The sequence below is a fragment of the Streptomyces sp. NBC_01298 genome (genome assembly GCF_035978755.1).
Classification (GTDB): Bacteria; Actinomycetota; Actinomycetes; order Streptomycetales; family Streptomycetaceae; genus Streptomyces.
In genome coordinates this window covers 4,962,615-4,976,321 of the sequence record NZ_CP108414.1, presented here as the reverse complement: position 1 = coordinate 4,976,321, position 13,707 = coordinate 4,962,615, and the positions used below count along the sequence as shown (strand labels likewise).

Annotated in this window: 6 protein-coding genes, 4 rRNA genes and 1 pseudogene; 3 read left to right on the top strand and 8 right to left on the bottom strand. The window is 62.2% G+C overall.

The genetic code is table 11. The features are described 5' to 3' along the window. Nucleotides 1-22: 22 nt before the first annotated feature. Both OG730_RS22555 and OG730_RS22550 read right to left on the bottom strand, forming a co-directional pair. Nucleotides 23-1,547, bottom strand: a 16S ribosomal RNA gene (locus OG730_RS22555). A gap of 1,245 nt (nucleotides 1,548-2,792) precedes the next feature. Next, nucleotides 2,793-3,029 (bottom strand): hypothetical protein, encoded by a 237-nt coding sequence (locus OG730_RS22550; RefSeq protein ID WP_327305928.1) that lies wholly within the window; start codon nucleotides 3,027-3,029, stop codon nucleotides 2,793-2,795. A 58-nt stretch (nucleotides 3,030-3,087) separates the two neighbouring features. Between OG730_RS22550 and OG730_RS22545 the strand changes: the two genes are divergently transcribed. Together OG730_RS22545 and OG730_RS22540 are read left to right on the top strand one after the other, a co-directional pair. Continuing rightward, on the top strand, nucleotides 3,088-3,732 hold the full coding sequence (locus OG730_RS22545) for a P-loop nucleotide/nucleoside kinase family protein (RefSeq protein ID WP_327305927.1): 645 nt from the start codon (nucleotides 3,088-3,090) through the stop codon (nucleotides 3,730-3,732). A gap of 521 nt (nucleotides 3,733-4,253) precedes the next feature. Further along, nucleotides 4,254-5,099 (top strand): NAD(P)H-binding protein, encoded by an 846-nt coding sequence (locus OG730_RS22540; RefSeq protein WP_327305926.1) that lies wholly within the window; start codon nucleotides 4,254-4,256, stop codon nucleotides 5,097-5,099. Between the two features lie 102 nt (nucleotides 5,100-5,201). Here OG730_RS22540 and OG730_RS22535 read toward each other — a convergent pair whose 3' ends face one another. The 6 genes and pseudogenes from OG730_RS22535 to OG730_RS22510 all read right to left on the bottom strand — a co-directional run bounded on the left by OG730_RS22535 (nucleotide 5,202) and on the right by OG730_RS22510 (nucleotide 12,275). Beyond that, the gene (locus tag OG730_RS22535) at nucleotides 5,202-5,600 is read right to left on the bottom strand and encodes a helix-turn-helix domain-containing protein (protein WP_327305925.1); all 399 of its coding nucleotides are present in this window, start codon (nucleotides 5,598-5,600) and stop codon (nucleotides 5,202-5,204) included. 117 nt (nucleotides 5,601-5,717) lie between these two features. Next, nucleotides 5,718-5,939, bottom strand: a pseudogene (locus OG730_RS22530) (hypothetical protein); the annotation flags it as partial. Nucleotides 5,940-6,032: 93 nt separating this feature from the next. Beyond that, nucleotides 6,033-6,150: ribosomal RNA gene (rrf, locus tag OG730_RS22525) — 5S ribosomal RNA — on the bottom strand. 74 nt (nucleotides 6,151-6,224) lie between these two features. After that, nucleotides 6,225-9,347 (bottom strand): 23S ribosomal RNA (locus OG730_RS22520). A gap of 283 nt (nucleotides 9,348-9,630) precedes the next feature. Then, nucleotides 9,631-11,155: ribosomal RNA gene (locus tag OG730_RS22515) — 16S ribosomal RNA — on the bottom strand. Together the 16S, 23S and 5S rRNA genes form the textbook arrangement of a ribosomal RNA operon. A 583-nt stretch (nucleotides 11,156-11,738) precedes the next feature. Continuing rightward, nucleotides 11,739-12,275, bottom strand: a complete 537-nt coding sequence (locus OG730_RS22510) for a MarR family winged helix-turn-helix transcriptional regulator (RefSeq protein WP_327305924.1) — start codon at nucleotides 12,273-12,275, stop codon at nucleotides 11,739-11,741. A 123-nt stretch (nucleotides 12,276-12,398) separates the two neighbouring features. Between OG730_RS22510 and OG730_RS22505 the strand changes: the two genes are divergently transcribed. Beyond that, nucleotides 12,399-13,685 (top strand): MFS transporter, encoded by a 1,287-nt coding sequence (locus tag OG730_RS22505; RefSeq protein WP_327309367.1) that lies wholly within the window; start codon nucleotides 12,399-12,401, stop codon nucleotides 13,683-13,685. Nucleotides 13,686-13,707: the final 22 nt, after the last annotated feature.

Sequence of the window (13,707 nt, the reverse complement as noted above, 5' to 3'; positions counted from 1 at the left end):
CAATCGGTACTGTGCTCCTTAGAAAGGAGGTGATCCAGCCGCACCTTCCGGTACGGCTACCTTGTTACGACTTCGTCCCAATCGCCAGTCCCACCTTCGACAGCTCCCTCCCTTACGGGTTGGGCCACCGGCTTCGGGTGTTACCGACTTTCGTGACGTGACGGGCGGTGTGTACAAGGCCCGGGAACGTATTCACCGCAGCAATGCTGATCTGCGATTACTAGCAACTCCGACTTCATGGGGTCGAGTTGCAGACCCCAATCCGAACTGAGACCGGCTTTTTGAGATTCGCTCCACCTCACGGTATCGCAGCTCATTGTACCGGCCATTGTAGCACGTGTGCAGCCCAAGACATAAGGGGCATGATGACTTGACGTCGTCCCCACCTTCCTCCGAGTTGACCCCGGCGGTCTCCTGTGAGTCCCCATCACCCCGAAGGGCATGCTGGCAACACAGGACAAGGGTTGCGCTCGTTGCGGGACTTAACCCAACATCTCACGACACGAGCTGACGACAGCCATGCACCACCTGTATACCGACCACAAGGGGGGCACTATCTCTAATGCTTTCCGGTATATGTCAAGCCTTGGTAAGGTTCTTCGCGTTGCGTCGAATTAAGCCACATGCTCCGCTGCTTGTGCGGGCCCCCGTCAATTCCTTTGAGTTTTAGCCTTGCGGCCGTACTCCCCAGGCGGGGAACTTAATGCGTTAGCTGCGGCACCGACGACGTGGAATGTCGCCAACACCTAGTTCCCAACGTTTACGGCGTGGACTACCAGGGTATCTAATCCTGTTCGCTCCCCACGCTTTCGCTCCTCAGCGTCAGTAATGGCCCAGAGATCCGCCTTCGCCACCGGTGTTCCTCCTGATATCTGCGCATTTCACCGCTACACCAGGAATTCCGATCTCCCCTACCACACTCTAGCTAGCCCGTATCGAATGCAGACCCGAGGTTAAGCCTCGGGCTTTCACATCCGACGTGACAAGCCGCCTACGAGCTCTTTACGCCCAATAATTCCGGACAACGCTTGCGCCCTACGTATTACCGCGGCTGCTGGCACGTAGTTAGCCGGCGCTTCTTCTGCAGGTACCGTCACTTTCGCTTCTTCCCTGCTGAAAGAGGTTTACAACCCGAAGGCCGTCATCCCTCACGCGGCGTCGCTGCATCAGGCTTTCGCCCATTGTGCAATATTCCCCACTGCTGCCTCCCGTAGGAGTCTGGGCCGTGTCTCAGTCCCAGTGTGGCCGGTCGCCCTCTCAGGCCGGCTACCCGTCGTCGCCTTGGTGGGCCATTACCCCACCAACAAGCTGATAGGCCGCGGGCTCATCCTTCACCGCCGGAGCTTTTAACCCCCGCCCATGCAGGCAGGAGTGTTATCCGGTATTAGACCCCGTTTCCAGGGCTTGTCCCAGAGTGAAGGGCAGATTGCCCACGTGTTACTCACCCGTTCGCCACTAATCCACCCCGAAGGGCTTCATCGTTCGACTTGCATGTGTTAAGCACGCCGCCAGCGTTCGTCCTGAGCCAGGATCAAACTCTCCATGAATGTTTACCCGTAATCGGGTGCACACGCACTTAGAGCGGGACAGTCATGTCGGAATAAGACCGACCGTCCACTGCGTCCTCGCTGTGTAATTGCCTGCAAGCATCACGGCAGAACCGCGACCTCACAGGTCTTTTTCAAAGGAACCTCATCCACCGAAATGGACGGGGTATCAACTTTTTGGCGTTGATTTTTGGCACGCTGTTGAGTTCTCAAGGAACGGACGCTTCCTTTGTACTCACCCTCTCGGGCTTTCCTCCGGGCGCTTCCTTCGTTCTTGTGTCTCCGACTCTATCAGACTCTTTCGTGTCCGATTCCCAGTCAGCGGGATTCGCTTTCCAGTTCTTCGCTTTCGCGTTTCCCTTTCCGGCGAGACCGACTCTATCAGAAGTTTTCCACCGGATTTCCCGGCTTCAGATTCCTGGATGAGGAGTCGAGGGTGCCCACTCTGAATTGCTTCTTTGGGGGCTGGCTGCCGAACTTGTCCAGTTCCAGGCAACCGTTTGACTCTACATGACGCCCCCTGCACCGTCAAAATGGGCGCGACACGACGGGCTCCCTAGGTGTAGGGGCCCGCTGCCCAAAGCCCAGCAGCCGGCTCCATCCCTCCACAGCACCAGCTCCACCACACGGCCCGGAGGACACCCGCGGCACCCCTGGGCGCAGGCGAGGGGGACTGCGGCGAGTCCCGTCAGCCGACAAGGTGTGGCGGGCAGCCCCGGCCGGCCCGGATGCGGGTTGGTCAGCCCTGCCAGTGACACGCCCAGCGGGGTGTCGCTTTGTCTGGCTGGTTGACCTCGGTCACCTTGATGCCTTCGGCACGAAGGCTCCGTGTGAGGGCGGCTCCGTAAGAGTCAGGTGCGTTCAGCACCGGCAGACGGCCTTGCCGAGGCGGCAGCGCCGATAGAGGCGCCTGGCCCGGCCGGCGAGTTGGTCGCCCGTTCGGGAGCCGTGGCCCGGCTGCCGCGCCTCAGAAGGCGGGCGCGGAGAGTCCGGGACGAGCAGCCCTTGCCGTGATCACCCGCTCGGGTCCCGGGGCCCCGATCGTCGAGCCGCCTTTGGTGGCGGTGTGCCGGTGGGCCCGCACGAGCGTGGAGTCTCGGCGGCGGCCATGAGCCGGGCGAAGGTTCCGTCGGGACGCCCTCCACCCCGACGTCCTCGCGGCCCTACGAGGGCAACGAGCTCACATGCGCAGTGAGAAGGATGTTCGCCGGAAAGGGCCCCGCACCACGGCGGCGACCCGCACGGCTACAGCTGCTCCTGATACACCCTGACCTCAGCCGGCTTGAATCTGTGGATCGTCGCCCAGGCCGCCCGCCCGGTCATTTCTCGAGCCCACTCCCCGAGATCGACCAGCCTCCGGCCAAATCGGAGGAAGGCGAGCCAGCGGTCTTCCGTGGCCACATCGCCAAGCGCTCGCTGTCCTGAGCCCAGCTCGCCCTCAAGCAAGCCCACGGCCTCGCCAATCGACAGGCTCCGCGTCATGCCCGACCCCCTCCCTCACCACAGCCTCGCTCACCGTACTGACCGCCAGACTGTCGCCGTGATCGACAAATCCTTCGTGATCGTCACTGGTCTGCCGGCCAGCGGAAAGACCACACTGGCCCGCGAGCTCGCAGCCCACCTCGACCTGCCGCTCATCGACAAGGACGTGATCCTGGAGTCGCTCTACGACTCCCTCGGTGTAGGTGATCACGCCTGGCGCCACCGGCTGAGTCGTGCCGCCGACGACGTCCTGTTGACCCTCGCGGCCGACGCCGGGCGAGCCGTACTCGTGAACTGGTGGCACCACGACACCGCACCCGGCCGGCTCCAACAGCTCGACGCCCACCTGGTCCAGGTGTTCTGCAACTGCCCCACCCCCCTCGTCGCCGAACGCTTCCGCACCCGTAGGCGCCATCCGGGCCACCTCGACCAGGACCTCACCCGCGAACAGATCGACGAACGCATCACGGCCTGGGCATCCCGCCCCGGCCCACTCTCGCTGGGTGGCCCGGTGACAACCATCGACACCAGCGGCCCGGTCGACATCGGCGCCGTCGCCGGGGAGATCCGCCTACTGCTCTCCGCGCCCGCCCCGCCCCGCCCCGACGTCGCCGTAAGGAGCCAGTCATGGGCGTACAACCTGACTGCCCCAGCCCGCAGATCAACGGCACGCACTGCCCGGCGCCGGCGCTGTGAACAGTGACGGGCTCGTGGTGCGGCGTGCAATCGGGTCCGATGCGGCCGCCATGGCCGAGACCTGGCTGCGTTCCTTCAACACCGCCTTGCCGACCGCGCGTCTTGCGCACGGCGACGACGAGGTACGGGACTCGGCCGCCCTGGCCAACCCCTCATCGCCGGGTGCCTCCCCAACTGAGAGCTCGTCTCAATCGGCTTGATCATTGAGCTGGCTGCCGTGCCGGGAACCGGTCCGCGAGGTGATCATGGCCAAATGCGGCGGCCGAGGCGGATTGTCGAGTGCGGAGCACGACACGCTCATCGGCATGTGCTCGGCCTACCGCAGCGCCGAATCGCGCACGACCCGGCCAACGATTCCAGCGGCGCCGTAGCGCCCACCCGCATGTCCTCAGACAGCGGAATCGACGTGCTCCGGCGGCTGAAACCGCCCTACGTCGCCCCTGAACGGCGCTGGCCACCCCTGAACACCTGACCGAGCGAGCTGAACTCCATTCGCTTCAACACCAAACGAGATGGGAGATCTCAACCATGATCCTGGTAACCGGTGCCACCGGAAACGTCGGTTCCGACGTCGTCCGGCAACTTCTGGAGGAGGGCGAGAAGGTCCGCGTCCTGACCCGTGACCCCAGCAACCATGCCTTTCCTGACCAGGTCGAGGTCGTCACCGGCGATCTGGCCGAGCCGGAGACCCTGCCGGAGGCACTGTCCGGCGTCGAGCGGGCCTTCCTGTTCCCCCTTCTCCAGGAGCAGGGGGCCGACGGATTCCTGGACGTCGCGAAGCGTGCCGGCCTGCGGCATGTCGTGATGCTGTCCTCGGTGTCCGTCGAGTGGTCCGAGCGCAGCTGGATCGGCGACATGCACCTGCAGCTCGAACGATCCGTCGAAGAGTCCGGGTTGGCGTGGACCTTCGTGCGGCCCGACGGGCTCACGACCAACGACCTGATCTGGGCACCCCAGATCATCGAAGGCGACGTCGTACGCGGGCGGTACGGCGACGCCGCGACGGTCCCGGTCGACCCGCGCGACATCGCCGCGGTCGTCGTCCGCAGCCTCCTCGACGGACGCGCCGGCGAGGCGTACTCGGTGACCGGACCGCAGTCACTGACCCAGATCGACCGCGTGCGCATCATCGCGGAGACCATAGGGCGGCCGTTGCGGTTCGAGGAGCAGTCCGAGGACTGGTTCCGGGACCAGATGGCCCGCTACGGCATGCCCGCTCCGGGGATCGACGATTACGTCAAGATACTCACCGCGAGGGTCGGCAAGACCGCGGAGGTCCTGCCGACGGTCGAACAGGTCACCGGCCGGCCGCCCCTCACCTACGCGCAGTGGGTCGCCGACAACGCCGCAGCCTTCGGCTCGGCGTCGGTCTGACAGACAGGCGGCACCTGTCGGCCGCCGGGCGCGTCCTCGGGACGTGCCGGGCGGCCAGGGACGCGGCCGGATCGCCGTTCGGCTCGCGCCGGCTTCTATCGATCAGAAACTCAAAGGGCTCTGATCGAGGGTGTGGCGGACGTGGGGGCCGCCGAAGTAGCCGCGGACGATGTGGGGCCGGCGTAGGCGCCGCCGGAAGAACCTGCGGGTCTCAGCGTCGAGTTCGGCCTGCCACCTCGCCCACCAGTCGTCCACGGCCCTGACCGACACCCTGAACAGCGCGGCAGCCTCCACCCGGTCCCGGCCCTCCGTCAGCGCGGAAAGGGCCTGGGCGACCGGCTCATCGCCCCGGCCAAGCAGCGGCGGCCGGATCGGCTGGCGGGTGGAACGGGAGACCAACACCTGGCGGCTGGGTGCCGAGGACGAGGACCGGCGGGCCTCCTCCGTCGCGGACGTGGTCACCGCCTTCGAGCGGACCGCTTCGGCCCTCCGGGTATGCATTCGAGAACGGTGCTTCCCCGGGCCGGCGACGTTCTACGTGTGGCACGACGAGCGGGCCGGGCAGCTACGGTGCTCCACCTGTTCCCCGCCCCCGGACGCCTTGCCGTTCGACGGCGCCTACACCGTTTCCGAGAAGTCATCCAACTCCTCCGCGGGAACCCAGAGTTCGAGGATGGTCCGGCCACCCACCTGCTGGACGGAGTAGTGGCTCAAGAACTCCGACTCCACCTCGAACCGGGTCACGAAGCCGACGCCGCTGTGCTTGACGTTCGAGTCCCTCGCGATTTTGATCGCGTAGTCCTCGTTGAGGACCGGGTAGAAGACCGGCTGCTCGGGGAGGCCCGCCGGCACGCGGCACGGCCACTCTCAACACCCCGTAAACGCAGAAAAGCCCCGTACCAGTTCCCTGGTACGGGGCTCTCTACAATAATTGTTCGGCGGCGTCCTACTCTCCCACAGGGTCCCCCCTGCAGTACCATCGGCGCTGAAAGGCTTAGCTTCCGGGTTCGGAATGTAAACCGGGCGTTTCCCTAACGCTATGACCACCGAAACACTATGAAGTTAACCAACCGGATATGAACACAGTTCGTTACTTCAGAACTAACACAGTGGACGCGAGCAACTGAGGACAAGCCCTCGGCCTATTAGTACCAGTCAGCTCCACCCGTTACCGGGCTTCCACATCTGGCCTATCAACCCAGTCGTCTACTGGGAGCCTTACCCTCTCAAGGAGGTGGGAATACTCATCTTGAAGCAGGCTTCCCGCTTAGATGCTTTCAGCGGTTATCCCTCCCGAACGTAGCCAACCAGCCATGCCCTTGGCAGGACAACTGGCACACCAGAGGTTCGTCCGTCCCGGTCCTCTCGTACTAGGGACAGCCCTTCTCAATATTCCTACGCGCACAGCGGATAGGGACCGAACTGTCTCACGACGTTCTAAACCCAGCTCGCGTACCGCTTTAATGGGCGAACAGCCCAACCCTTGGGACCGACTCCAGCCCCAGGATGCGACGAGCCGACATCGAGGTGCCAAACCATCCCGTCGATATGGACTCTTGGGGAAGATCAGCCTGTTATCCCCGGGGTACCTTTTATCCGTTGAGCGACGGCGCTTCCACAAGCCACCGCCGGATCACTAGTCCCGACTTTCGTCCCTGCTCGACCCGTCGGTCTCACAGTCAAGCTCCCTTGTGCACTTACACTCAACACCTGATTGCCAACCAGGCTGAGGGAACCTTTGGGCGCCTCCGTTACTTTTTGGGAGGCAACCGCCCCAGTTAAACTACCCATCAGACACTGTCCCTGATCCGGATCACGGACCGAGGTTAGACATCCAGCACGACCAGAGTGGTATTTCAACGACGACTCCACAACCACTGGCGTGGCCGCTTCAAAGTCTCCCACCTATCCTACACAAGCCGAACCGAACACCAATATCAAACTATAGTAAAGGTCCCGGGGTCTTTCCGTCCTGCTGCGCGAAACGAGCATCTTTACTCGTAGTGCAATTTCACCGGGCCTATGGTTGAGACAGTCGAGAAGTCGTTACGCCATTCGTGCAGGTCGGAACTTACCCGACAAGGAATTTCGCTACCTTAGGATGGTTATAGTTACCACCGCCGTTTACTGGCGCTTAAGTTCTCAGCTTCGCCACACCGAAATGTGACTAACCGGTCCCCTTAACGTTCCAGCACCGGGCAGGCGTCAGTCCGTATACATCGCCTTACGGCTTCGCACGGACCTGTGTTTTTAGTAAACAGTCGCTTCTCGCTGGTCTCTGCGGCCACCCCCAGCTCACGGAGTAAATCCGATCACCAGTGATGGCCCCCTTCTCCCGAAGTTACGGGGGCATTTTGCCGAGTTCCTTAACCATAGTTCACCCGAACGCCTCGGTATTCTCTACCTGACCACCTGAGTCGGTTTAGGGTACGGGCCGCCATGAAACTCGCTAGAGGCTTTTCTCGACAGCATAGGATCATCCACTTCACCACAATCGGCTCGGCATCAGGTCTCAGCCTTATATGAGGGACGGATTTGCCTACCCCTCGGCCTACACCCTTACCCCGGGACTACCACCGCCCGGGCTGGACTACCTTCCTGCGTCACCCCATCGCTTACCTACTACAAGTCTGGGTCACCGGCTCCACCACTTTCCTTTCCCCGAAGGGTCCGGAACGGCTTCACGGGCTTAGCATCGCCTGATTCGATATTGGGCGTTTCAAAGCGGGTACCGGAATATCAACCGGTTGTCCATCGACTACGCCTGTCGGCCTCGCCTTAGGTCCCGACTTACCCTGGGCAGATCAGCTTGACCCAGGAACCCTTAGTCAATCGGCGCACACGTTTCTCACGTGTGTATCGCTACTCATGCCTGCATTCTCACTCGTGAACCGTCCACAACTAGCTTCCGCTGCTGCTTCACCCGGCACACGACGCTCCCCTACCCATCACAGCGGGCGTTGGCCCTATTGCTGCAATGACACGACTTCGGCGGTACGCTTGAGCCCCGCTACATTGTCGGCGCGGAATCACTTGACCAGTGAGCTATTACGCACTCTTTCAAGGGTGGCTGCTTCTAAGCCAACCTCCTGGTTGTCTCTGCGACTCCACATCCTTTCCCACTTAGCGTACGCTTAGGGGCCTTAGTCGATGCTCTGGGCTGTTTCCCTCTCGACCATGGAGCTTATCCCCCACAGTCTCACTGCCACGCTCTCACTTACCGGCATTCGGAGTTTGGCTAAGGTCAGTAACCCGGTAGGGCCCATCGCCTATCCAGTGCTCTACCTCCGGCAAGAAACACGTGACGCTGCACCTAAATGCATTTCGGGGAGAACCAGCTATCACGGAGTTTGATTGGCCTTTCACCCCTAACCACAGGTCATCCCCCAGGTTTTCAACCCTGGTGGGTTCGGTCCTCCACGAAGTCTTACCTCCGCTTCAACCTGCCCATGGCTAGATCACTCCGCTTCGGGTCTAGAGCGTGCAACTCAATCGCCCTATTCGGACTCGCTTTCGCTACGGCTTCCCCACACGGGTTAACCTCGCTACACACCGCTAACTCGCAGGCTCATTCTTCAAAAGGCACGCAGTCACGACCGTTATTCCGAAGAATAACGGCGACGCTCCCACGGCTTGTAGGCACACGGTTTCAGGTACTATTTCACTCCGCTCCCGCGGTACTTTTCACCATTCCCTCACGGTACTATCCGCTATCGGTCACCAGGGAATATTTAGGCTTAGCGGGTGGTCCCGCCAGATTCACACGGGATTTCTCGGGCCCCGTGCTACTTGGGAGATTCTTAAGCAAGCCGTTAATGTTTCGTCTACGGGGGTCTTACCCTCTACGCCGGACCTTTCGCATGTCCTTCGACTACATCAACGGTTTCTGACTCGCCGACCGGCCGGCAGACCGATCAAAAGAATTCCCACAACCCCGCATGCGCAACCCCTGCCGGGTATCACACGCATACGGTTTGGCCTCATCCGGTTTCGCTCGCCACTACTCCCGGAATCACGGTTGTTTTCTCTTCCTGCGGGTACTGAGATGTTTCACTTCCCCGCGTTCCCTCCACATGCCCTATGTGTTCAGGCATGGGTGACAGCCCATGACGACTGCCGGGTTTCCCCATTCGGACACCCCCGGATCAAAGCTCAGTTGGCAGCTCCCCGGGGCCTATCGCGGCCTCTCACGTCCTTCATCGGTTCCTGGTGCCAAGGCATCCACCGTGCGCCCTTAAAAACTTGGCCTACAGATGCTCGCGTCCACTGTGTAGTTCTCAAGCAACGACCAGTCACCCATCACCCTCGTCCGGAGACGAAGTTCACTGGGGCCGGCATCACGAAGATAAGACCTTTCGGCCGTACCCTCAGATACCCAACAACGTGCCAAGCACGATCCCCGCCACTCAAACCGTTTTCCACGCCGAAGCAGTACTCACAGAAGGTTTTGGAAACCGTGCCAACTAATCAACGTTCCACCCTGAGCTGACCGTGCAGAACGTTTGTCTGCAATCGGTACTGTGCTCCTTAGAAAGGAGGTGATCCAGCCGCACCTTCCGGTACGGCTACCTTGTTACGACTTCGTCCCAATCGCCAGTCCCACCTTCGACAGCTCCCTCCCTTACGGGTTGGGCCACCGGCTTCGGGTGTTACCGACTTTCGTGACGTGACGGGCGGTGTGTACAAGGCCCGGGAACGTATTCACCGCAGCAATGCTGATCTGCGATTACTAGCAACTCCGACTTCATGGGGTCGAGTTGCAGACCCCAATCCGAACTGAGACCGGCTTTTTGAGATTCGCTCCACCTCACGGTATCGCAGCTCATTGTACCGGCCATTGTAGCACGTGTGCAGCCCAAGACATAAGGGGCATGATGACTTGACGTCGTCCCCACCTTCCTCCGAGTTGACCCCGGCGGTCTCCTGTGAGTCCCCATCACCCCGAAGGGCATGCTGGCAACACAGGACAAGGGTTGCGCTCGTTGCGGGACTTAACCCAACATCTCACGACACGAGCTGACGACAGCCATGCACCACCTGTATACCGACCACAAGGGGGGCACTATCTCTAATGCTTTCCGGTATATGTCAAGCCTTGGTAAGGTTCTTCGCGTTGCGTCGAATTAAGCCACATGCTCCGCTGCTTGTGCGGGCCCCCGTCAATTCCTTTGAGTTTTAGCCTTGCGGCCGTACTCCCCAGGCGGGGAACTTAATGCGTTAGCTGCGGCACCGACGACGTGGAATGTCGCCAACACCTAGTTCCCAACGTTTACGGCGTGGACTACCAGGGTATCTAATCCTGTTCGCTCCCCACGCTTTCGCTCCTCAGCGTCAGTAATGGCCCAGAGATCCGCCTTCGCCACCGGTGTTCCTCCTGATATCTGCGCATTTCACCGCTACACCAGGAATTCCGATCTCCCCTACCACACTCTAGCTAGCCCGTATCGAATGCAGACCCGAGGTTAAGCCTCGGGCTTTCACATCCGACGTGACAAGCCGCCTACGAGCTCTTTACGCCCAATAATTCCGGACAACGCTTGCGCCCTACGTATTACCGCGGCTGCTGGCACGTAGTTAGCCGGCGCTTCTTCTGCAGGTACCGTCACTTTCGCTTCTTCCCTGCTGAAAGAGGTTTACAACCCGAAGGCCGTCATCCCTCACGCGGCGTCGCTGCATCAGGCTTTCGCCCATTGTGCAATATTCCCCACTGCTGCCTCCCGTAGGAGTCTGGGCCGTGTCTCAGTCCCAGTGTGGCCGGTCGCCCTCTCAGGCCGGCTACCCGTCGTCGCCTTGGTGGGCCATTACCCCACCAACAAGCTGATAGGCCGCGGGCTCATCCTTCACCGCCGGAGCTTTTAACCCCCGCCCATGCAGGCAGGAGTGTTATCCGGTATTAGACCCCGTTTCCAGGGCTTGTCCCAGAGTGAAGGGCAGATTGCCCACGTGTTACTCACCCGTTCGCCACTAATCCACCCCGAAGGGCTTCATCGTTCGACTTGCATGTGTTAAGCACGCCGCCAGCGTTCGTCCTGAGCCAGGATCAAACTCTCCATGAATGTTTACCCGTAATCGGGTGCACACGCACTTAGAGCGGGACAGTCATGTCGGAATAAGACCGACCGTCCACTGCGTCCTCGCTGTGTAATTGCCTGCAAGCATCACGGCAGAACCGCGACCTCACAGGTCTTTTTCAAAGGAACCTCATCCACCGAAATGGACGGGGTATCAACTTTTTGGCGTTGATTTTTGGCACGCTGTTGAGTTCTCAAGGAACGGACGCTTCCTTTGTACTCACCCTCTCGGGCTTTCCTCCGGGCGCTTCCTTCGTTCTTGTGTCTCCGACTCTATCAGACTCTTTCGGGCCTGACTCCCAGTCAGCGGGGTTTGTCTTCGGGGCTGTTGGGCCCTTCCGACTCCCGAACTCTAGTGGATTTCCCGGTCGATTCATAATCGGCCTTCAGGAATGAATTCGGGCATGCCGAATGCGTTCCCAGTGGGAGATCGTGCTGAGTTGGGTGCCGCAACGAGGCGGCGGGATTTGTTGTCTCCGAAACCTTTCGGCTCAGGGACAACTCGAAGAACCTTACGGATCCGGGGGGCCCGTGTCAACTCGAGGGTCGGGGCCGGGCCGCTAGGCGGTCAGTGCGGGGACTGGAGGTCCTCTACGCGGCCCAGGAGGCGGGTGAGCATGTCGCCCAGTACGCCCCGCTCCGCCGTGGAGAGGTCCTGGAGGAGGTCCTCCTCGAAGACCGTCGCCGCGCGCATCGCGTCCAGCCACTTGCTGCGGCCTTCCGCGGTGAGCTCCACGATCACGCGGACGCGGTTGTTCTCGTCCCGCTCGCGCGTGACCAGTGCTTCCGCCGTCATGCGGTCGATCCGGTGGGTCATCGCCGCCGGCGTCAGGCCCAGCTGCTTCGCGAGCTCGCTCGGGCCCATCCGGTACGGGGCTCCGGAGAGGACGAGGGCCTTGAGGACCTCCCACTCCGCGTTGCTGATGCCCAGGGCCGCCGTCTGGCGTCCGTACGCGACGTTCATGCGGCGGTTCAGGCGGCTGAGGGCCGAGACGACCTTCTCGACCTGGGGGTCGAGGTCCTGGAACTCGCGCTGATAGACGGCGATCTGTTCGTCGAGGCTCGGCTCGTGGACGGGCGCAGTGCCGTCGGGGGTGTCACCCATGGTTCGAAGTATGGCACGGGGCCGTTGGCATCTAACTCCTTCGGTGTGTAGTGTTAAGGATCGAACTTTAGGTATGAAGTCTTCAAGCTTCAGCAATCAAGGTGGTGAGAAGTGACCAGGGTGATGGGCGCTGCGATGCGGAGGATCCAGGCCGGGAACGCGTTGACCGCGTTCGGTATCGGCTTCACGGTTCCGTTCCTCTACGTCTACGCGGCGAAGGTGCGAGAGCTGGACCCCATGTGGGCGACGGGTGCGTTCATGGCCTTTGCCCTCGGTGCGCTTCTCGCGCTGCCCTTCACCGGGCGGGTGATCGACCGGCGCGGTCCGGTCCCCGTCGTCATCGGTGCGGCCTTCGTCGCCTCGTTCGGTGCCCTGTCCCTGGGCCTGTCCACCAGTGTGGTCGCCATCCTGCTCTCCGCGCTCGCGCTGGGCGCCGGCCAGGCGGTCATGCAGCCGGCGCTGGCCACGATGATCGTGCGGTGCTCCACCCCCTCCACCCGGACCCGCGCCTTCGCGCTGCAGTTCTTCATGCAGAACCTCGGTCTGGGCATCGGCGGTCTGATCGGCGGACTCATCGTCGACGAGAGCCGGCCCGCCAGCTTCACCCTGCTCTTCGGCATCGAGGCCGTGATGTTCCTGGTGCTGGCCGGGGTCATCGCCACCGTGCGGATGCCGCAGGTGCCCGCCATCAGCAACGCCCTGGCCAAGGACGCCGCGCAGTCCGGTGGTGGCTGGAAGCGGCTGATGGAGCACAAGGCGATGGTGCAGTTCTGCGTCCTCGGCTTCGTTCTCTTCTTCGCCTGTTACGGGCAGTTCGAGTCGGGTCTCGCCGCCTTCGGGACCGAGGCCGCCGGGATCTCCCCGTCCACGCTGGGCTTCGCCCTCGCCGCGAACACCGGGGCGATCGTGCTCGCGCAGTTCGTCGTCCTCCGGCTGGTCGAGAACCACCGCCGGTCCCGGGTGATCGCGCTGGTCGGCCTGCTCTGGACCGTCGCGTGGATCATCGCCGCCTTCTCCGGGCTGGGACACGGCAGCGCCGTCATGGCCGCCGCCGCGTTCGTGACGACGTACGCCCTCTTCGGCATCGGCGAGGCCATGCTGTCGCCGACGCTGGCGCCGCTGGTGGCCGATCTGGCTCCGGAGGGGTCCGTGGGCCAGTACAACTCGGCCTTCGCGCTGGTCAAGCAGATGGCCCTGGCGCTCGGGCCGCTCGGGGTGCCGCTGGCCGCCGGCGTTCCGATGCTCTACATCGGGGTCTTCGTCGTGGTGTCGCTCGGCATCGCCGGGCTGGCGCTGCGGCTCGGCAAGCACCTGACGCCGGTGCAGGACAACCCTTCGCTCGCTCCGAGCACGGTCGTGGCCGGGTCGGGGGAGCAGGCGAAGGCCTCCTCCGAGCCCGTGGCCGCGTAGGGAGCGCAGGTAGCGCAGGGCG